The sequence below is a fragment of the Gimesia maris genome, from assembly GCF_008298035.1.
Lineage (GTDB): Bacteria > Planctomycetota > Planctomycetia > Planctomycetales > Planctomycetaceae > Gimesia > Gimesia maris.
The window spans coordinates 6,064,452-6,086,322 of the sequence record NZ_CP042910.1; the positions used below are offsets into that span (position 1 = coordinate 6,064,452).

General features: G+C 48.0%; 18 protein-coding genes. 1 reads left to right on the forward strand and 17 read right to left on the reverse strand.

Translation table 11 applies throughout. From position 1 onward, the window contains the following. Positions 1-59: 59 nt before the first annotated feature. On the forward strand, positions 60-1,196 hold the full coding sequence (locus tag GmarT_RS22425) for a hypothetical protein (protein ID WP_230682437.1): 1,137 nt from the start codon (positions 60-62) through the stop codon (positions 1,194-1,196). A gap of 159 nt (positions 1,197-1,355) precedes the next feature. On the opposite strand, the gene GmarT_RS22430 is transcribed toward GmarT_RS22425, so the two are convergent. The 17 genes from GmarT_RS22430 to GmarT_RS22510 all read right to left on the reverse strand — a co-directional run bounded on the left by GmarT_RS22430 (position 1,356) and on the right by GmarT_RS22510 (position 21,465). Then, positions 1,356-2,282, reverse strand: coding sequence for a glycosyltransferase family 2 protein (locus tag GmarT_RS22430; RefSeq protein ID WP_002647040.1), 927 nt, complete (start codon positions 2,280-2,282; stop codon positions 1,356-1,358). A 43-nt stretch (positions 2,283-2,325) separates the two neighbouring features. Then, a complete protein-coding gene (locus tag GmarT_RS22435) occupies positions 2,326-4,425 on the reverse strand; it encodes a hypothetical protein (RefSeq protein ID WP_002647039.1) in 2,100 nt (699 codons plus the stop codon). Between the two features lie 69 nt (positions 4,426-4,494). Beyond that, the gene (locus GmarT_RS22440; protein ID WP_002647038.1) at positions 4,495-5,409 is read right to left on the reverse strand and encodes a glycosyltransferase family 2 protein; all 915 of its coding nucleotides are present in this window, start codon (positions 5,407-5,409) and stop codon (positions 4,495-4,497) included. Positions 5,410-5,489: 80 nt separating this feature from the next. Continuing rightward, positions 5,490-6,782: a rhamnosyltransferase WsaF family glycosyltransferase gene (locus GmarT_RS22445; RefSeq protein ID WP_002647037.1), complete on the reverse strand. Its 1,293-nt coding sequence runs from the start codon at positions 6,780-6,782 to the stop codon at positions 5,490-5,492. Next, positions 6,775-9,486 carry a glycosyltransferase family 2 protein gene (locus tag GmarT_RS22450; protein WP_002647036.1) on the reverse strand — a complete coding sequence of 904 codons (2,712 nt, stop codon included), beginning with the start codon at positions 9,484-9,486 and terminating at the stop codon, positions 6,775-6,777. The genes GmarT_RS22445 and GmarT_RS22450 overlap by 8 nt, the downstream gene beginning before the upstream one ends. Then, positions 9,486-10,850, reverse strand: coding sequence for an ABC transporter ATP-binding protein (locus GmarT_RS22455; RefSeq protein ID WP_002647035.1), 1,365 nt, complete (start codon positions 10,848-10,850; stop codon positions 9,486-9,488). The genes GmarT_RS22450 and GmarT_RS22455 overlap by 1 nt, the downstream gene beginning before the upstream one ends. Beyond that, positions 10,840-11,667: an ABC transporter permease gene (locus GmarT_RS22460; protein WP_044238353.1), complete on the reverse strand. Its 828-nt coding sequence runs from the start codon at positions 11,665-11,667 to the stop codon at positions 10,840-10,842. The genes GmarT_RS22455 and GmarT_RS22460 overlap by 11 nt, the downstream gene beginning before the upstream one ends. Before the next feature lie 185 nt (positions 11,668-11,852). Continuing rightward, positions 11,853-12,737, reverse strand: coding sequence for a glucose-1-phosphate thymidylyltransferase RfbA (gene rfbA, locus GmarT_RS22465; protein ID WP_002647033.1), 885 nt, complete (start codon positions 12,735-12,737; stop codon positions 11,853-11,855). 276 nt (positions 12,738-13,013) lie between these two features. Next, positions 13,014-13,496, reverse strand: a complete 483-nt coding sequence (locus tag GmarT_RS22470; RefSeq protein ID WP_002647032.1) for an A24 family peptidase — start codon at positions 13,494-13,496, stop codon at positions 13,014-13,016. A 254-nt stretch (positions 13,497-13,750) separates the two neighbouring features. Next, complete coding sequence (locus tag GmarT_RS30500; protein ID WP_002647030.1) at positions 13,751-14,650, reverse strand: SDR family NAD(P)-dependent oxidoreductase; 900 nt, start codon at positions 14,648-14,650, stop codon at positions 13,751-13,753. Between the two features lie 111 nt (positions 14,651-14,761). Continuing rightward, positions 14,762-15,538 carry a peroxiredoxin-like family protein gene (locus GmarT_RS22480; RefSeq protein ID WP_002647029.1) on the reverse strand — a complete coding sequence of 259 codons (777 nt, stop codon included), beginning with the start codon at positions 15,536-15,538 and terminating at the stop codon, positions 14,762-14,764. Positions 15,539-15,632: 94 nt separating this feature from the next. Next, entirely contained in the window at positions 15,633-16,097 is a 465-nt protein-coding gene (locus GmarT_RS22485; RefSeq protein WP_002647028.1) for a hypothetical protein, read from the reverse strand. A 140-nt stretch (positions 16,098-16,237) separates the two neighbouring features. Continuing rightward, the gene (locus GmarT_RS22490) at positions 16,238-16,795 is read right to left on the reverse strand and encodes a carboxymuconolactone decarboxylase family protein (protein ID WP_002647027.1); all 558 of its coding nucleotides are present in this window, start codon (positions 16,793-16,795) and stop codon (positions 16,238-16,240) included. A 128-nt stretch (positions 16,796-16,923) separates the two neighbouring features. Beyond that, the gene (locus tag GmarT_RS22495) at positions 16,924-17,517 is read right to left on the reverse strand and encodes a TetR/AcrR family transcriptional regulator (RefSeq protein WP_044238419.1); all 594 of its coding nucleotides are present in this window, start codon (positions 17,515-17,517) and stop codon (positions 16,924-16,926) included. Positions 17,518-17,870: 353 nt separating this feature from the next. Beyond that, complete coding sequence (locus GmarT_RS22500; RefSeq protein WP_002647025.1) at positions 17,871-20,519, reverse strand: alkyl sulfatase dimerization domain-containing protein; 2,649 nt, start codon at positions 20,517-20,519, stop codon at positions 17,871-17,873. A 51-nt stretch (positions 20,520-20,570) separates the two neighbouring features. Beyond that, entirely contained in the window at positions 20,571-21,014 is a 444-nt protein-coding gene (locus GmarT_RS22505) for a MarR family winged helix-turn-helix transcriptional regulator (protein ID WP_002647024.1), read from the reverse strand. After that, a complete protein-coding gene (locus GmarT_RS22510; RefSeq protein WP_002647023.1) occupies positions 21,004-21,465 on the reverse strand; it encodes a hypothetical protein in 462 nt (153 codons plus the stop codon). The genes GmarT_RS22505 and GmarT_RS22510 overlap by 11 nt, the downstream gene beginning before the upstream one ends. Positions 21,466-21,871 lie beyond the last annotated feature (406 nt).

Here is a 21,871-nt window from a genome sequence, read left to right on the forward strand (position 1 = left end):
AAATTTTTGTGGCCTCGCTTTTTATGTCCTGTATCGTCTACTTTTCAATCAGACTGTCGATGACGGGTAAAGAACTGACACACCCGAACTGGCAAAGAAATCTGACCGGTTTAGCAATAGCCATCGTGTTTGGTTTCCAGCCGATTATTTCGACTTTAATTGGATGGCCCTTCATGGGAATTCAATTTCTCTGCTTATCAGTATCACTCTTTTCATTCCTGTATCTGTTTGAGTTTACCCAGAGCGGGCGACGCCTTCACTTATACCTGGCACTGGGACTCGCGTACCTGACGATGCATATCTTTGGAACGGGTCTTGCTATCAGCCTGTCTGTTCTCTTCACGGCAACTCTGCTGATTACTTTAAAGTGGTCTCAAACCAGTGATGATAAATTGACGCTCGTGAAATCTTTAATCCCCGTTTTTGTAGTAAGCGCTCTGACACTGGGGCACACTTACCTGATGCTGAAGGGAGAACTGCATACAGACGCCGAAAACGTCAGTTTCTTTACCAGCATTACGCGTTACGGGGCAATTCTGATTGAATTCCTGCATACATCTCTCAGATACATCTGGGCACAGGGAGGATGCCATCAGCCGGAAATGCGAGGTATGGAAACGGATTCCATCTATGGCTGGGGACTGGTCATCATCGTCTTGATCACCATTTTTTCGAGCATCAATACTTATCTGAAAAAACCTTCAGACGAATTATTAATGCGGATCTCTTTCCTTACTCTGCCAACAATCACGTTGTTACTCATTGTGGCGATGATCACGTATCGAATTCAGTCAGAACCATCTCATAACGTCATCATCGGTTATATTAACACCGACCGATATCTGATTTTCAGTTCGTTTTGCGGCTTAGTCTACTGCCTGGGTCTGTTTTTGAGATCGAACATCAAGATCACAACGAGTGTTGCAGCAGCCTTCTGCATTGCCGCTGTTTTCAGTATCGCAGGGAATGCGGTTTTCATGCATAAAGTACCTCACATCGTCTGGCCGGAGAAATCCATCTCACATGAAGAATACTGGAATGAAATACTGCATTCCGTTCAAGCAAACCCGGATCATCAAAACGCCAGCTGGAATCAATCGATGAGCGTGGTTACCGTTTTTGACTTAACGCCTCTGGATTTCCAGGCATTGATCGAGAAACAACTCAAGCTACAGAACTCCGCAGAATCGGATTAAAATCGATTCTGCGATATCCCGGAATTGAAACGTCTCTCGGGACGGGATTCCGTTTTACTGTAGCATCTCCAGGTCTATCAGGACCGGGTATCCCAGATTGAGAGTCGCGATGGTCAGAAATGATGCGTTCCAGCGTAGCAGGGAGCGCGAGAGGACCATTTATGTCCAGGCACACTTGAGCCACCTCAGGAACTGGCGTATCGAGAAGTAGCAGGCGAGCAAACCGAAGCGAAGCCAGACTCCAAACGCGACCAGCCACATCAAGACTCCCGGATACTGATGGCGAAAATACTTTCTGTAAAAACGCAGCATGCCCTTGTGTTTGTACCATTCCACAAACACGCGCCGTGAACGGCTGCAAGCTCCCTGGAAATGAGATATTTTGGCATCAGGAACAAACATCACGTTCCATCCCTGCTGACGAAAACTCATGCACCAGTCTAAATCTTCGCAGTGCAGAAAGTAATTCTCATCCAGTCCGCCCACTTGTTCATAGACTTTTCGAGGGACCAGCATACAGGCCCCGGAAATGGCTTCCACTTCTATCGGTTGATCGGGTAAAGGCTGTTGATGCAGGTTGAAGTCAGAAAAAAGTCCGGGGTAACGTTTCGAGAGAAAAGACAATCGGAAGACTCGGACAAGAGTTCGCCAGGGAGTGGGAACCGTGCGTCGCCCGCCGACCTGCTCTGAACCATCACTGTTCAATATCTGCCCCCCCACCATTCCGGCTTTGGGGTTTTCGTTTAAACAATCAATCATGATTGTGATCGCATTTTCGTGCAATTTGCAGTCAGGATTCAGATACAGCAGATACTCTCCCCCAGCGCGACGCGCCCCCTGATTACAGGCTACTGCAAAACCAAGGTTCTCCTGATTTAGAACGAATTGTATGCGGGGTTCATCGGGAAATCGGGAGTTCAGTTCTGCCAGACTGTTGTCGGACGAAGCGTTATCAACGATCACGACCTCTGTATGTGAGTTGGTCTCAAAAATCGAACCAACGCACAGGGCCAATTTGTCACCCGAGTTATAGTTGACGATAATGACTGAGACCAAAACATCCTCGCTGTTTACTTCTCCCATCATTTGGTACCACAAGTTCTAAAAAAGTTATCAATGGTTTCTGGTTTTATGGGATTAACAGGACAGACCATTGCCCCCAGGATTTCCCCTGGTCTGACAGGACTGCCTTGACTTTTTCCTGAGCATTCAGATCAAATCTGATATTAGACCAGCGATGCGTACTTTCAGGGATTTCAAACTGTGTTAATAACTTCCCATCGGAATCGAATACTTCAATTTTCTGTGCCGTAGAATCTGGTCCGGTCATGTACGTGATATTAATGGGTTCGTGATCAGGTTCAAATTCAATCTCAACCTTTCCTTCGAACTCATCACCCTGACTTCCGGATGTTAAAACCTGGTTTGGATCATCCTCCTTCACATGCGGCGGCAGCTTTCCTTCAGTCCATTCCGAATTCAGAATTTTAAACTTTGAAGGTGGTTTGCCATCCCAGTCTGAGATGCCTGCGATGAGTGTATTCTCTGCCAGTTCGATTGGTTTTCCTGGCACAGGTAGTATTCCGGAATCGGTAAGCGCAAATGCGTAAATGGGGCCCTTGATACTGGATTTGTCAACGTACGCGCGCCAGCCCGTATTGGTGGGGTGGCCTTCTATCGCCGCTGTGACATCGGGCCTTGGTTCGCCACTGATTCCCAACCCCACAACCTGATGACTGCTGTCTGTCAGGACAATATATTCAGGAACCGATTTTGTTTGAGGGTCCCAGACCCAGCCTTTGACTCGATACGCAATAGTAGAACCTGATTGAAAAGGCCTCACACTTTCCATGTGACCCATGCAGGGTTTTTCTGAAATGGAATCAGGCGAAAGCGTCTCGTGGTCGTACTTGTACCAGTCGGTACCAAAAATGGAAAGACGTTGATCCAGTGATTGATCGACGGTATCCACCAGGACATCCTTAAAGGGGTATACCTGCCGGGCATAGCTTTCATCGTAATGATTGCGGGCCAGGCCGAAGACCGCCAGCTTTCTCGTGAAGGCAGTCCCGGAGAAATCTTCAAACGCTTTCAGTTGTGGCGGCAGTAATAACAGGGGAATGCAGATCAAAGCCCCTTTCATCGCCTGAAAGAAGTATTTGTGAACCGAGGTCTGGTTTACGAATCCAATGATGATTAAGGTGATCCACCCCATTAATGCGGGTGTGGTATAGCGGCTTTCCATTGCGGCCTGGGGACCGAAATTGATTCTGCCCGTGGCTGTCGCGAGAGCGGTTCCGAAAATGAACAGGAGGAAAGTAAATAATGTCAGATTCACACTGTCAAGGTTGCGTTTCTTAATAATGAAATACAAGTAGCTGCCGGCTCCCGCCATCAGCAAAACACCAGCGGCTGTCACGCAATGGATATTATTTAACGCTGACTTAAAGGGTGAACCCAAAAACGTAAACATGAACTGTATTACCAGAAACGGGTGCTGTAACAGACTGTCTACCGAAGAGGCATGCCCTGAGGGTTTTTGATAATTGTTAAAATAGACTGCAAATATTCCCAGGGCAACAACCACGATCGCCAGTATTGAACGCTTTGAAATGCGGAGAAATAAAGCCTGAACGAACAGGAGCGGGAAGACTAAAAGTCCGTTTGCCATCGAAAATGCCGCACAGCAGGCAGAGAGCAAAGAACAAGCCAGGTAAAATATTTTCTTCTCAGTGGAATACTGCCCCAGGTTCCAGAATGCCAACAGAGAGAACATATAAACGAATAAGAACTGGCTCTGAAAAGCCCAGGTTAAATTGTTATTCTGAACCCACGAGAAAAGCAGACAAATCACAAAAAAGTGAATCGCGTATTTATATGGGTCCGATTTCATTCTTTTGGAAATGATTGAAGAAAAGACACATGCGGTTCCCAGCTGAATCAGTAAGTTGACACAAAGCAGAAACGCCCCGGTGCCTCTGAAAAACCTGATATCAATCCAGAACAGAATGCGGGACATAAAGATTCTGTGTTCATTATGCTGCTGTAACCAGGCGGAATGATCGTGATCCAGGATCTGTAAATAGAATCGTAAATATCCGTCCCACATATCCCAGAAAGGGACCGGAGAGAAATGCGTATAGACGCCCCAGAGCGTAGTCAGAAACACCAGCAAACTGACTGCCGCAAGATAGAAATTCAGATATGCTGATTTTTGACTTGAAAGCATTGAGACCGTCTTCATACAAAACAGAATATTTTAAAAGTGTCAGACAGACATCCGCCTGTCAATGAACTGTTACTGGTACTTGCCCATTCTTCCAGTCATTGAATGCCAGATTCCGATCGTCATCATTTTCCAGTTGGCAAATCTGCTCCCAATAAACAATGAACAGCCGATATAGATGAGAAACAATCTCCGCCGATCCATGTTGCGCCAGGAACGAGAGATCCAGGGGCGGCGTAACACCCAGATCCCATTTCGAATCAGATAGTAATATCGCAGTGAACCACGTACCGGATGAGATCGCCCGAACAATGTTGTCAACTGATCGCCCAGACTGTGTTGCATCTGAGCCGCCCCGACACCATACAGCGAGTAACCTTTGTTAATCGCTCTTAAACACCATTCTGTGTCTACATAATCGATAAACAGTTCTTCTTCCATCTCACCGATGTCCTGCAATGCCGCCATGGAAATTAAGCAGCCTGAGGAAATGAGATGATCCACCTGGACGACTTCATCTTCTGCACATTCTATCCTTGACAGTTTTCTGCCATCCAGTCTTACAAAAGGTGATTTGAGTTCGCCTTTGATGTCACTGTATTTCGGTCCGACGGCGGCAATTTTATCACCCGACTGAGCATGTCTCTGTAATTCAGAATGCAGGGTCTGAATCATCCCCGGGCCGGGCAGACTGTCCTGATCAAACAACACGACATAGCCAGCATTCTGTTTTTGCGCCTGCCTGATTCCGCAATTAATTGCAGCAGCGATACCAGAGTTTTCTTTCTGATCGATTAATATACCATTCCCAGGAATACGCTCAGATATCATGGCCAGTGTGTTCTGGTCATTGCTGTTATCTACAGTAATCACGGTATCTGTCTGATGGCTCAATTCTGCTAACAGATTTTTCAATCCCCCCGGATCGGGAAAGTAGGTCACTACGATAGAAACCACAGAATCAGATGAGTCGAATTTCGATGCCATAAGTAATCGATCGATAATTTATACAGGCGAATGACTGAGCACTTCATTTCCAGCCGGCTCAATTCACTGCCCGTTGATTTTTACATTTGCTGAATCAGTTCGTGAACAAATTCGAACTCGGGACCGGTTCCCTGATTAAATAATGATTCACATCGCTCATCGCAGGCATCTTTTAACTCAAGACCTGTCTTGAGTTCAGTCGATCGGCTTTCACAAAGCTCGATCAGTTGATCAGCCAGCACATTCGGATCCAGTGAATCAACGGATTTGATCAGGGGGCTGAGCTGTGACAGGTCTTTATTGGCATATTTATTTGTAACCACCTTCACACCATACATGGCCATCTCAAGAGGCGGATAACTCGGGTGGGGAGAAAGCATCAGGGAAACACCAATGGAAGTTTCCGATAAAATTGTGGCATACTCTTCTAAAGAAACTTTTCCCACCGACTTGAGTACTGTTGTCGCATTCACAGGAATGTCATCGTGGCATTCCCCTGCAGAAATCACTTCCCACTCGGCTGCGTTGCTGTATTTTTGACTCCAGATGGCAATCGTCTGCACGATCAGGGGAAACAGATTTCGTTCCACACTGGGTCTTCCATACACCAGAATCTGTTTCTTCTTGGCCGTATCCCCTTTTTTCCCTCTCCAGTCATTGAGAACCGGGTTAAACTTGGGCTCAAAGTAATAGGCCTGCTCAAATTGATAATTCTGCTGTTTAAAAAAGTCGAACAGTAACCCTGTATTGAAAACTGGAATAGTCAGTTCAGGATGGCGATAAGTGGAATCGGCGAGAGCAAATCTTGTCGACCAGGGATAAAACCCTGGTTCGAAGTCCTGAACGAGATAAGTCATTTTGCGTTTTGGTGTGGAATAGGCTTCCTGTTGCCACTCCATCGCTCTGAACGCATTGAAAGCAGTCCACCAGGCAGTAGCCACAAAGTAATCCTCTTCGCGAATCGGAAGCGTTTTTCCATAACGATTTCCAGAGACGACAATCGAGTTTCCTTCTGAATCTTCCGTACCGATTTCTTGCACGGTCCAGTCCGAAAAGAATTCCTTTTCGGGCAGTATGACCGAGGCTTCGTCAGTAACAATGATTCTGACAGAAGGAAACGCTTTAATCATTTCTCGAAACAGGCGCAGGGCCGTCGCGATCCCTCCGAAAATATGCTTTTCAGAGAGCGCGGGTACCAGTAAGTTGATTCGTTTTCCCTGTAACTTACTCGATTGAAATTCAAACGGCGTAATTTCGGGAATCTGGATATCCTGATTCAAACTTACCCGGGTAGATGTTTCCTGATGAACCTGCTTGGCAAGATCATAGAGATATCTATTTTTCAGGCCTGTTTTAAGAAACCACTTAAGCATTCGTGAGCATCCTGGGCATGGTTGACATCAAGTCGAGATTCTCATTGAAGTAGGGATCCCCCTTATCATTACGATAAGGAGCATATCTGATTTCTGACATGAGAAAATCCTGTTTGGGAATGAACGAGGATCGGCTTTTCGATTCCAGGTGGTGCAATGCTGCATCAGCACAGTAAACATTCTGCAGACCCTGTTGATGAGCGCGAATGCAGATATCAACATCACTGCCACAGATAATGAACTGTTCATCAAAACCGCCCAGTTGTTCGAACTTCGCTCGTTCGATCACCTGGCAGGCACCTGTAATCGCCAGCACATTGCGATTGAGCATGGGAGACACAAACGGGCCTGAACGATGAACGGGCAGCTGATTCTTGAATACATGGTCGGCCCAGCCTCCCATGCCGACAACAACGCCTGCATGTTGGATTGTATTATCTTCATAAAGTAATTGAGGACCAACTAAACCAACTTCAGGTAAACTGGCCATGGAAGCCAGTTTTTCGATCCAGTCTGGTGTAATTACCAATGTGTCATTATTTAAAAACACAAAGACATCACCGGTCGCTGCTTTCGCGCCAATGTTATTGATCATAGACCAGTTGAACTCAACATCAGCCTCTACGACTTTAATCCTGCTGTCCTGCACAACTGTTGAAAAATACTCTTTTGACGCAGTCTCTTCTGACCGATTGTCAACAATAATAATTTCCCAGTTGATATGCGAAGATCGATTCCTGATCGACTCGATACAGTCATCCAGCAAATCAATTTTGTCTTTGGTCGGTATAATAATCGAAACCCGATGTTCGCTATCAAACCGAAATTGTGGTGAATAGGTAAACAGGCCCTCACCATCGTTGACTTTAATAAATCTTGAACCGTATTTCTGGTTGAGGAAATCAGCAACCGCCGCTTTTCCTGCGTCATGTGCGTACGGCTTACATTCGGAATTGCTGGAAGTTGAATTTTCGTGCTCTCTCCAGTGATAGAGTACTTTGGGTATGTGATACACATTTTCAGCTGCATCACCGGCCCTTAATACAAGATCATAGTCCTGGGCCCCGTCAAAGCCTCTTCGAATACCACCAACTCGCTCATATAACGATTTCGACAAGCAGAGGAAATGACCAATATAGTTTTGTGAACACAGCAGCGAAGGAGACCAGTCAGGCTTGAAGAACGGGCTCTGATGTTTTCCATGTTCATTGATGTGATCTTCGTCTGAGTAAAAGAACTCTGACTCAGGAGAACGGTTTATCGCATCCACAATGAATAACAGGGCATTTTTATTGAGCTCATCATCATGGTCGAGGAACGAAATATAGTCCCCTTCCATCAGTTCCGCGGCACTGATCATCGCCTCTGAGATATGGCCATTTTCAGTTCGGAATACGGATTTGATTCGCGAATCCTGTTTTGAGTACTCATTAATCACATCACGCACGCGACTTTTTGTAGAGGCGTCATCGGCAATACAAAGTTCCCAGTTGGAATATGTCTGGGCCAGGACAGACTCGATACAGGCACGAAGAATTTTTTCCTTCGTATTATAGGTCGGTAAAATAATTGAGATCAAAGGCGACTTCAATTCCGGGAGCCGCGTCAGGATTTCCTCGGCTTCTTTTATGCCGGTCACTCTGCTCCAGACATCATAATTAGAAGTCATGTCCTGATATCGGCGTGGGTCGATCAGCTTCTTCAGTGAACGCGCTGCACGACCAAAACCTCTGAGCGGTCTTGTGATCAGCCACGAATGGCTGTTCAAAATATTCTGAACCAGTTGATTCAAGTCAGTATTCGTCTGTTTTAAATTTGCAATCTCTTCTTCGAACGTCGAATTCTGTTTTTTGAGCTGTTCAATTTCTTTTAGCTTCGAGCTATATGACAGCTCCAGATTGAACGAATGACTTGACCACTTGTTCTCGGATTCATCTGGAACAAACTTCTCGAAATCTCGCGGCATATTGCTCAGTGAAAGTACTTCATCCGATTGTCCCGTGATAATTCTCTCACCAAGGAGATTCTGCTCCGGCGATGCTTTGTGAATCACACACATCGAATTCATGAACTCGATGGAATGAATTGTTCTCAGGATGTCTTCATTAAACGACAGCTGATAATGTTCTTCAAAGTTTCGCAGGAGATCGACCCGTTTTTTGTTAATTCCCCAGCTCTCGTGATTGATGATATCGGCCAGGTGTTTGAAAAAGGCCATGGAAGAGAACGGATCAAACAAGCCTCCTCCGAATTCATTCCAGTAACTGCAGTGCAAGTCTTCCGCGACATACACACCGTTATTTTCCAGGTAAGGGAAGTATCGGTTAAAAGAAGAAATAATATCGCTGGACTTATGCGAACCATCATCAATGATAATCTCAAACGACTGGCACTGCTCTAATATTTCCTGTTCTGTCGGATCCTCATTTGCATCACCAATTACGACCATCACATTGGGATTCTCATACTTCAGCTTGCCGCTGTCCGGATTGATTTCACACCCAACCGCTTTTTTCAGCGTATCAAAATATTTGGACCAGATATCCAGTGAGCCACCATTCTGAATTCCGATCTCCAGTAATCGAACAGGAACCGTTCGGAAATCAGCAAACAACCGCTCATACTCTGAAATATAGAGGGTCCATTTATCAGAAACTTTACCTTCATGGTTCTTGTAGATATGCTGAAGTGATTTCTTGCTCATTAATCTTTCCTTAAAGATATATTTTCAAACGCAATACCGACAAGCCCCCACCGAATTGTGCTTGACGAGACATTGATCAAAAGTGCATCGTGCAGGTAATGATGCTGGATATTTTCATAGAGATCGCCATCGGCTATCGATGCCATGACGGCATATTCTCCATTGGGCAGCATCGGTAAAGTAAATGTAAATTCCCCCAGAAGTGTTTCACCTGCACGAAATGAAACCGGATTCCGATTCGTTTCAGGAAGCGTATTTTCCCCGAACAGGTCCTGCCCTAAACGGTCTTTGACGACAAAACCTAAAATGGGGTTCTCAAGATCCTTATATGTTTTAGCATGAATGGACAGTTTTACCTGTTCCCCCCCTTTAAACACAATGCCTTCCGAATGGGAATCTAATTCTTCCAACGTCACGTCGATGATCTCTGCTTCACCAGTTTTCCATCCGGATGAATTTGCAATATTACTGGTAACTTTGCATTCACTTTCATACTCAGCAACTGACAATATTTTCTTCTTAACTGGATTCGATTTCTGGGCCTTCACAGTTTCCTGTTTCTGAGGTCGCTCAAATTTTGTAGAAACAAGCGAAGCCTCATCCTGATAGGTTTCCTGGAGGGTATATTGCAGATACTCTTCGGAAACCTGTTTGGCTTCACCGCTGCTTTTTACGATTCCTTTTTCAAGCCATACCGCTTTTTCACACAAGGATAAGACGGACCCCATATCGTGACTGACAAACAGCAAGGTCCCCTGTTCCTTAAAGGCGCGAATAAATCTCATGCATTTTTGCGTAAAGAGTGCATCTCCTACTGATAAAGCCTCATCAATTATCAGAATATCAGCGTCTACATGGGCAATTACTGCAAAAGCCAGTCTGACATACATGCCACTGGAATAAGTTTTGACAGGCTGATCTATAAAGTCACCAATCTCAGCAAAGGCAATAATATCATCAAAACGATCCTCGACTTCATCACGAGTCAAACCCAGAATCGCTCCATTCATATATACATTTTCCCGGCCGGTAAATTCCGGGTTGAAACCGGATCCGAGTTCCAGCAATGCTGCAACCCGACCATTGATTTGCACTGTTCCACTCGTGGGGGTCATGGTGCCACAAATCATTTGCAGCAATGTTGACTTCCCTGCTCCGTTACGACCGATAATTCCGACCGTCTCGCCTTTAGGAATTTCAAACGTGATATCACTCACCGCTTTGAATTCCCGGTAAAACTGTTTCTTTCCTCTGAACAATCCCTGCATTAACCGATGATGAGGTTTTTCATAAATCTGGAACGACTTGCTGACTGATTCCAGACTGATTGCCACTGCTTGTGTCGCGCCAGCTTCAGAGTACATCAGCAAAACCTCTTCGTGTTTTCTGAAACCAGGCAAATCCCATCCAGGCCACAACCATGCTTATGAGTAATGAAATAAATATTCCTTCCCAGTTCGGTAACTGTCCCCACATTAATACTGCGCGCGATTGTTCGATGATAAATGTCAGTGGGTTTGCATACATCAACGGTTGAATACGTTCCGGTAGATTTGAAATGGGATAGAAAACGGGTGACATGAAGAGCAGGACCATCGTAAACACGCCCGTAATCTGCCCGACGTCCCGCAAATAGACGCCGAATGATGCAAGAAACCAGGTAAGCCCCATCGTAAACAGGATCAGTGGCACAAACAGGAGAGGCAATAGCAACGCAGTCCAATAAAAAGTCTGATTCACAAGGATAAAAAACATCCCCCAGACCATCAGACTGATCAGTGTATGAAAGAGCGTGGCGCCCATTGCAATCCAGGGCAGTACTTCCAAGGGGAAGATGACTTTCTTGACATAATTCACATTTCCCACAATCAGACTGGGAGCTCTATTCACACATTCTGCAAGTAGACCATGTACGATCATGCCTATGAACAGTGCCAGCGCAAATTCTGTTTTGCTGTCAGAACCGGTTTGCCAGCGGGCTTTGAAGACAATACTGAAAACAAAGGTATAAACCACCAGCATGATCAGCGGATTGAAAAACGACCATGCCAGTCCCAGAACAGATCCTCGATATCTGCCGATCACTTCTCGTTTTGCCATCTGGTAGATCAATCGACGATTGATGACCAGGCTTTTCAGCATTTGCCGAGGAGAAAGAGATACTGAAGTGTATGGATTCATTTCAGTGCCCCTCAGAAGCTGGAACTTGCAGTAAATTCGTTTTTAACATCCTGTCGGAAACTTCATTCATTAAGGATCATGAATCATAAGAACCGGGTGAGGTGGCTTCCTGTTCCCCCCTCATCTGGTTTATACCCCTCTAAGCTTGTGTAAATCACTCAGAGCCGGGATTTATATAAGAATTGCTAATTGTGTGAAAGATCATCTACAATTCGCATAAGATATTGACCATAGTTGGTCTTCCCGAGCTTATCAGCCTGTTTCCTTAATTGATCTTTAGTAATCCAGCCTCTCTGGTACGCAATTTCTTCCAGACAGGCGATCTTCAACCCCTGCCTTTTTTCGATCGTTTGAAAGAAATGGCTGGCTTCCTGCAGGCTTTCGTGGGTTCCCGTATCGAACCAGGCATGCCCGCGACCGAGTAACTCTACGTTCAGGCCGCCCCGTTCCAGATAAGCGTTGTTGACAGAGGTGATCTCCAGTTCCCCTCGCGCAGAAGGCTTCACATTTTTCGCAATATCTATCACATCATTGTCGTAAAAATACAGTCCGGTCACCGCATAGTTGGACCTGGGTTTGACCGGTTTTTCTTCGATAGAGATGGCACGCTGTTCACTATCAAATTCGACTACACCAAAACGTTCCGGATCGTGCACCTGGTAACCAAAGACGGTGGCCCCGGATTCCCGTGCCGCCGCTGATTTCAGGCTCTCGGTAAATCCGTGTCCGTAAAAGATATTATCGCCTAAAATCAGGCAGGCATCATCTTCGCCGATAAAGTCTTCACCAATCAGAAACGCCTGGGCCAGTCCATCGGGGGAAGGTTGCTCTGCATATTCAAACTTCACTCCCCATTGCTCACCACTTTCGAGTAAATCTTGAAACATCGGCAGGTCATGTGGCGTGGAAATGATGAGAATCTCTCTGATTCCCGCCAGCATCAGCGATGACAGCGGATAGTAAATCATCGGCTTATCATAAATCGGAAGAAGTTGTTTCGAAATCACTTTCGTAACAGGATGCAGTCTGGTTCCCGTACCTCCTGCTAATACAATTCCTTTTCTCGACATATCTTTTCCCTGTTTTGTCTGAGGCAAAGCGATTGCTTACAATACCCACAGGCATTGATCTTACCTGAATCATATTGCCCGTGATAAGTTTCCTGATTCTCAATTTCCACTAGCGCAAATCTTTGTGAGACACCCGTTTGGTATTGAAAATCGGAAAATAAAGCAAGCTGATTTCCAGCATAAAAACAGGCGCTACAGGAATTATGGGAAATCTTCATGCGTTTACAGCTGAGATAAAATTGGAATAGCAGCCTCAAATCCCGCAATCAGAGCAGTTTACACCGCCTGCTCCCAGGGACGATTAATCAGAAGCAGGCTCAACAGCGATGCCAGCGCAATCAGCAGGGAACCGCTCATCAGGCGATTCGAACTGGTAGATTCCGCTGCATCCACATCGCGTGGACCTGCCAGCTTTCGATAGAGCGCGCCGACTCCCCAAAACAGCAGGAACAGAACGAGCGTCATTATCGGGATCACAGGTCCGGCTATTGTGCCCGCAGCCATCAACAGTTTCACCAGACCCGCAGCGGAGATTCCCAGTTTCAGAAAGAAGATCCCTGTCAAAAATGCCAGAAAAAAACCGGTCAGGTGCAGCGACCACTGTCCATCAACGATGGCGATGACTATGCCGCAGATGATTCCACTCAGATTCAACCAGTTCGGAATTTTCTGCGTGTTTTTTTCGATGATCATCGACAGGCAGATCAGAGTCCCCAGGCAACCGAAGGCAATCACCGCTATTTCTCTTGATTCAAACATGGCTCGCCCACCTGAACTTCTGCTTCACCTGTATCTCATGATACAAAAAAACCGGTACCGAAATTCGATACCGGGTGTAATTATCGTTGTCTGAAAATAGAAATAAGCTCTCCAACGCGATCTCAATCCGAGCCAGGTCCCATTCGACCTAAGTGCATATATCAACAACAGGTTACGTCTTTTCCCGAATTATGAATTCTTCAAGGAGAACTCTATTTCCCATCGAATTCGCAAGGCCCCCAAATCCGCAAAGGCTAAGCGGAATCGTATGCGATTCGCTCTTGAACATCGACAGCAGTTCGATTCTGGTGAGGTCGAAACACGAGTGGAACTGGCTTGAATAAATTCAAAAGGTATAGGAGAGGGTTAAATACTTCACGATCAGTTTTGCGTCTCCATGATGTAAACAAATCAATTTGACGCACCACCATCGGCACGAATGTGTTGTCCTGTAACCCACGCCGCGTCGTCGCTGGCCAGGAACGAAACGACTGCGGCGATGTCATTGGGATGACCGAGTCGCTTGAACGGAGAAAGGTTGCGAAAAAACTCCTTCCGTTCTTCGTCACTTCCGGCAAACATGCCAGGCTCGGTGGCTCGGTGGCTCCGGGGCGGACACTGTTGACGGTGATCCCTCTCGTCCCCAGTTCGTGCGACATCGAAACAAGCATCGCGTCAATTCCCGCCTTTGTCGCTGAATATGTGCCGGTTCCCGTACGAGGTCGCTCAGCCAGTTGCGAAGAAACATAAATCAGCCTTCCACCATCGCTCAGTCGTCTTGCAGCTTCGCGAAGAGTCAAGAAAGCACCAACAAAATTAACGGCGACGAGCTTCGTAAAATCAGCCAGTTCCACTTGCTCAATCGGGCCACCACCGCCGATTCCCGCGTTTGCCACCACGACATCCAAGCCTCCAAATTCGGCAGACGTGAATTCAAACATGTTTCTAACAGCATCTTCGTCCGCAATATCTGCCGATCGCACAATCGCAATACCTCCAGAATCAGTAATCTCCTGGACAACTTTTTCTGCGGCCTGACGGTCGTTTCCGTAGTGAACAACCACGCGATATCCGTCACGAGCCAATCGTTTACAAATCTCGCTGCCGATGCCACCGGATCCACCAGTGACAATTGCGGTTCGGTTACTGGACATGACTGGTCCCTCCCTAATTCAGAGTGAAGTTGCGCTCCGGTATTGTCGACCCAGCTACGCTTGAGCAGCTCGCGAACCAGTGAAAAGATCACGAATCGCCATGCAACGTGACTACTGTTGAGCAGCCGTTTTGACTGCTTCGATGACGTCGGCCGGCTCGGCTCGTTTTTTGTAATCCGCATCGAGGAACGCGTAGGTGATCTTGCCGGACTTATCAATAACATACGTTGCCGCAAGTGGCAATTCCATTGCGTCGTTGCCGTTGTATTCAGGCAGTTTGAGCTTGTCGCGATAGGCAGGAACTATCGCTTCAGGAAGCTCAAATACGAGCCCATACTTTTGCGCCACTGCACTGCCTTTGTCGTGCAATGCCACGATATTCAGTTCATTTGCCTCAGCCGTTTCTTTGGCCTTCTCTGGCAGTTCTGGTGTCAGAATAACCAACTTTGCCCCGGCATTTTCGATTTTGTCCATGCTCTGCTGCATGGCGCGAAGTTGAATGTTGCAATATGGGCACCAGCCTCCTCGATACCACATCAAAACGATCGGCCCTTCCTGCCAAAGGTCACTGAGTTTGACACTCTTGCCGTCCCAGCCAGACAGTTGGGCATCGATTGCCGTATCGCCAACCTGCCTGGCAGACTTTTCGATGCCGGTCGCTCGGACTGTTTCAATAGCCTGAGCGTATGTCTGACGAACGTCTTCCGGAATTCGCGTGACACTTGCTGCTGCTTTTTCTTCAAGCTGTTTGGAAAGCATGGGTATTTCTCCTGATTGTGTTGTGTCGGTACGTTCGTCTTGAGAGTTCGCACTTCCGGTGCATCCGCTGACGGCGCTCAATGCGAAGGCAATCATGGTAATGGTGAGAGGAATTGTTCTGGTGTTCATGTTTTTTCCTATTGGTGTGTGGAGTTCGGTTTCACATTGATGCTGCATTCAGCGACGGCTTTGTCATTGAAATTCATTCATTGACCTATTGGTGTTAAGCAGAGTTCTGAGCCTTCAACTTCACATGACTGCCCTTACTTCGTAGAACTTGTGAAATCTTGCTGTAGCGGGACAGAAGGTTCACGACAGCAACAACCACGATTGCGGTCGCGATGTAGACCAGCGGCCATTTAGGGTTCGACCGAAGAAAAAACTCCGAGAAAAGCGCACCAGTCATCGCGCCTGTTGCGTAGAGGCTATTGAAAGTGAAGAGGAGCTTGAGTTTTTCGTTTCCCTCTTTGTTCGGGAGCAGGATTAGCGAGTTCGTAAAGAACGATATGGCGGCATAACCGATAATGAAGCCTGTACTGATTCTGAAAAACGTTGGATCAATTCCAAGTGGTTTGGCCATATCAACAAATGCGGCAACGGATACCGGCCATGCTGCAAACTTTGAAATGGTAAACCGGATGAGCACGAGACCTGAAATCGAATTCAGCACAATCAATAGCGGTTTCATATTGGAGTTCCTTTTTTAAAGAGGTGTCAATTCTGATATCCGTTCACAGCCATAGTCATCAAGACGGCTTAAAGGCTTCAACCGAATTGTTTGTAGATTTTCCCAAATGTTCCTACTTCGACTCCGCGTCAGTTCACTGATCACGCTTCCGGCGTCCATTCGTTCTTTGCGAAGCCTCGATCGAGCGGAGTGCTGGCGATATGGTTTGTGTAGTTCGACAAAACCTTGTAGGCGGTTCCGACAATCACGTCGAAGACCGTCTGCTTCGTATAACCAGCAGCCAGTAACTCTTCGATGTCGCCGTCTTCGAGCCAACCTCGCTGCAGATTCACCTTCTCGGCGAAGAGACGGAGCGCTTCCAGTTTCGGATCGGCGATCGCTGTTCCGTCGCGCAGCGACGTGATGACGTCTTCCGGCACCTTTCCAGCTTGCATGATCGACGTATGAGCCGCCATGCAGTACGTGCAACCATTCAGCCGGTTATTGGTCATCGCAATAATCTGCTGCTCCGTCGTCGAGAGATTGGTCTTGTTGTCGAAGATATCGGCGACCGTCTTATACGCTTCCAGCAAGGCAGGCGACTCCGCCATCACCGCATGCAGGTTGGGAACAAAGCCATAAGCCTGCTTGCTGGCCTCCAGCAGAGGCTGACTGTCATCGCTGGCGGTCTCGATCGTGTGAACACTAAAATTGGTCATCGTTCTTCCTTTAATTTAAATTGACCGATCGGTCAAAACCAGTTCCAAGAAATGAGGAGCCGAGCCCCGGTTTACATAACGCACTCTCGACGGAACCCTTTACTGAGAATTCTACCGGCTTTATCCACTCACTCCTCTGCCTGTGAAATCAACGCAATCGCCTGCTGGGCGACTTGTCGCAACGCCGTTTTTCCAAACGCCCCGCGCCCCAGCACACGAATTCCCACGACCAAGGCAACGAGAGCCTTTGCAGTGGAGCGAGTGTCAACTGTTTCGGGAATGTCGCCGAGTTCTTTCCCGCGGTTGATTCGTCCTTCAAAAAAAGTGACGACCTCTTTGATTCCCTCTGATACAAGTTTTTTGACGTCTTCGTCATGCGACGAATATTCGAGTGCGGTGTTGAACAGCAAACATCCCTTCTTGTCGGGATCGTCCAGCGTGGCCTTTACGAGCGAGTCGAAAAACATCGTGATCGCTTCACGCGGATCATCAACCGTTTCCAGCATTCGTAATTTACTCGTCCTGCGATCCCCGCCGTACTTCAGCAGCCCACGCACGAAAAGGTCATGCTTTCCGTCAAATGCGTTGTAGAGGCTGCCTCGTTTGATTCCTGTCGCGTCCGTGATGTCAGAAATCGACGTTGCAGCGTATCCCTTCTCCCAGAAGACCTTCATCGCCTGTTCGATCACATCTGACTCTTCAAATGATTTTTCCCACGGCATTGATTTATCTCCCGAAATTTGTTCCTGCTTCAGTAAAGTATAGATTGTCTTGACCGACCAGTCAAGACTCGGCGCGTTATTTCTTTCGGTCATTCGCTGCTAATTCTTGAGCCGCCCCACCGGAGATGCTGGAAATCGATCAAAAAAACAATCGGAGCCAGTTGCGTGGCATTATGTGAGGCTAAAACAGCGAAGCGTTCGCGTCCCGCCATCCAATCCCCTGCCCGGCCATTTCAATATCTCGTTTACTACTCAATCAAATCCGCTACCTGCGCGGCGGAGTACTTGAATGCTTTGAAGTCAGGAGCAGGACCTTTATAGCGAACGACGACATCCCCATCAGGGGCAACTTCTCAGACCCTTTTACCCACCGTATCGGTCAGAAGAGTATTGCCATTGGGCAAGCGGCGAGCGCCGCCTTGAAAGGGAGCGAAGAAGTCCTCGTTTTTCCAGAACCATATTTGCCTGGCTTTAAAGTTTCCAGATTTGCTTAGGACGTAACGTCGATCATCATCAACAGTGGGACGAATCTCATGGACGTTGCTAATCCCCTTTAACTGTTCCTGGGTAACAGCGGCTGCCGCTCCACCAGTTCCTACCCTCGCTATGCCGCCCAGGCCTGTATTGTTATTAAAGACCAGGATATTACCGGCTCCAGGAAGCCCTTCGTCAATCCAGTTGGCGTCGTGTTGATTTTGGAAGAGCCGGTCCTTCTCCGTGCCCCTCGCGTAGGCGGCGGGATTACCGTATCGGAACAGCAGCTCTCCCCCTTTACCCCTTAGACCGCCTGCAGAGCCCGCGGCTTGTTCGATGGTCGTGCTGTGATCGATCACCCAGATTTCGTTATAGATAAAGGAGCTAACAACGATCTGATCCATGTCCGGGTGATAGTCGAGCGAATTCAAATGCTGCCGCACAGCGTTCATTGGCGCATAGCTTTCAGGGAAGTGGCCGTCGATCTTTTCCGGATGATCGGCGATGACACCGTAGTTGGCCGCTTTGGTATTTTGGTCCTGAATCATGTGGTCAATAAATCGCCAATACCAGACAATTTCATAGGAACGCTTTTCCAGGTCGGGTTTGATCCCCAGCACTCCATCTGACCAGACCGTTTTCCCTTTGCCGGCCGACCAACCAGCCGCCGCGGCTTGTTTCGAACTGATTTCTTCGTAGATTAAAATCAGGATATTGCCGTTGGACATAGGCAACATATCGTGGTGAAAGGTAATTTTGTTCCCGTTGATATCAATATCCCTGGCATTCAATTCCCAGACTGCTTGTCCAGTTGTGTCTGTGATCTGCAGCGTGTCGGTGGCGGCCACTGGCTGCCCCGCAACATATCTTCTATCCCTGATGCCCATACGCAGCAGGCCACCGGATTTCAGCAGATACGAGGTATGTCCTCCTCCCGTTAAGTCGGTATCCCAGCGATGAGCCACCGTTCCCTCAGCATCGAGAAGCATTGCGTAATTAACGACATCGGTGGCAAGTTCATCTGCCTGATGCCAAAACAGGTAACCTTGATACAACTCGTCAGGCAAAGCCAGATCGATCTTTTTCATAACCGCATCACCGATGGACGCGATTGTTGTAGTTTTTTGTGGCTTTTGAGGCTGTCGAGGACGTGCTTCCGCGCCTGCTTCTGACACCTGTTTACGAAGTTCACGGGCGACAGTGAGGTAGTAGTTTCTTGCGGTGGCATTGACCATGTTGTGGGCCAGATTTGTCAGAGCTTCGGCTTTAATCTGCCTGGCTTCGGTATTGTTTTTGTTGATTGCCAGCAGATGGTCGGCAAGCTGTGCGGCCCATTGATTATCATTCTCGGCGAGTGCATCTTTGGCCGATTCTAAAAGCCTGTCTTTTCCTCCGGCCAGTTTCGCAACTCGTTCGGCTTCCGCCTTGGGTGGTAAGGGGAACAAATTGGATGCATTGCCGTCGAACCAGCCAAGATAGTTACTGAAGGTCTGGCGGACGCCCCAGTCGGGATGTCCGTAGAATGGCTGCAAGTATTCACTGCTTGCCAGACGTTCGGGAAGCTGAACGTACTCGACCAACTCGTCGGGTGTCAGACCTTTGTTAATACCCTCGACCGTCTTGTCGTGAATGAATTGCACGGCGTCGCGGTAATCGGTCAGAACCTGTTTAACTTCCTCTGCTCCGAGAATCGGATTCGTGTGACCGCCTACCAAGGCAACTGCGTCGTTGTCAGCCATTCTGCCAAGACTTTCCGCCCACAGTCGGACGCTGCGATTGGGAGTACCGCGAATGGCATACAGATTTGGGAACGATCGATAGAAGCTGTCGCCGGCGAACAGGACTTTACCAGCTGGATACCAGACGGAAATTCCGTCGTTGGTTTCACCGGGCGAAGATGTGAGTACGAGTTCCACGCCGGCGACTTTGATGACCTTTCGATCCCCCTCGAGAAAATGAGTCGGCGCGGTTCCTTCGTTGGAAGAGAATACTTCCCCGCCTCGTTTGGGATAGCGAACTGGCGCGACGCCGTTATTGATTAGTTGCTCCGGCGGCAACTTGAAGCCCGCCTGCCTTGCACCGCGCACATTTTGATACGTCAGTCCGCCTGCCTTCCAGGGCCGGGCTTCACTGCCAAAGTTGATGTGTGCCCAGATTTGCGGACGCTCAGAACCGAGAAACACGGGTGCTCCGCCGGTATGGTCCCCATGCGAGTGCGTATAGATAATCGCCTTGACCGGCTTATCGGTGATCTCGCGAAACTTCTTTGCGATCTTACTTGCTGCCTCACCCATCATCCCTGTATCAACGATGATGATGCCATCGTCACCGACAATCATCGAAACGTTGGAAACGCTGTAACCAACGGCGACGTAGACGTTGTCAGCCACCTGGAGTATCTGTTCCTTGAACTGCTCGCTCTGTTTCGTCAGCTTCTCCGTCGCAGAGTTCTCCTGCGCGATCGCTTGACTCGTACAGACAATCAAAGTTGCCAGAAAGATGGTGAGAAACTTAGCAGGTTTTGACATTGTCAGCTCCTTTGGTTCACGGACAGCCTGGCCCGTCGTTTACGTGGAAAGTTATCGGTGTTCCATTAAGTTCTTCTGCATCGTTCGCAGAACGTGGAGCGTTGCTTCCAGTTCCGATTTTTTGATACCCGTTAACGCCGTTTTCCGCAGGTCATCCAGTAGTGGAAGAACATTCTGCAGTCTCTGTTCGCCACGACGAGTCAAACCGATCATCACGATGCGCGCGTCGTCAGTCGATGCCTTCCGCTCGACAAATTGCTGTTCGACAAGTCGATCCAACTGCCGTTTGACCGTGGTCGGATCACGAATCATCAGTAACGCCAGATCGTTCATACTCAACGGCTCGCCGGCATCGGACAGAGTGATCAGAGTCTGCGTTTCCTCCGGTGAAAACGGCCAGCCGGCATTTTTCAGGACGGTGGCCATGCCGGAACGAATCAGGTACGCGACACGACCGATGGCAAACCCGGGCGAGGATTCGGAGTCAAAGTGCATATTCACCTCCGGCCAATTCGGTAGTCACGGTGCTGGTCGGCCTGGCGAAGATCGGGCGATACCAGTCAAAGTAGCAGTAGAGAAGGAATGCGCAGGCGGCAAAGTCGGGAAACCCGATGACGAGGTATTTGTGAGCAAAAAACGTCACATACAACAGGATATTGAAAGCATAGGGCAGCGACATCAGAACTGCGAGAGGCGCGGTCCGCGGGAAAAACATCAGTCCGCCGGCGACCGTCTTGAACAAGCCAACCCAAAAAATCAAATAGCCCGTCTTCTGAAGCGCGAGCATGAACTGACCGACGTCATCGGGCGAATCACTGACCGGATAGCCATTGATGGCAAACCCCATTGTCATGATCCCTGTGCCAAACAGAAAGAATGCGAAGAGTAGCCGCACCACCAGAGCGAGACGCGGATACCGAACACTGCGTTGTTTTAATGGTAGCATTTCAATTGGTCCGTATGAATTGAATTGACACGGTTTTTCACCTGAGAGGCAAGCACGCGATGTAAGCGAAACATTACCTGTATACTACAGCTATATGGCAGACCGTGAACACCCAAATACGAAAGTCTTGAAAATAATCCTGCAACACCTGGCAACGATTCTGAAATGACCCGGATTCCGACTCCGATGAAAGCAGGTGTGTCGATTGCCCTTGAGAGCCAAAATAGCAGCCAGGCTCCAAAGTCCGCGTGTCGAACTCGCCGCGGACCTGAAGTTCAGGTCAGCCCTGAATCACGACGCTTCGGAGAGGCGATCCGCTGTCCTTAGACTGTGTCCAGTCATACTATAGCGCCTCCAGGACCACTTGGACCGAGAATATCAGATCGAAACACGCTATAGTTAAATG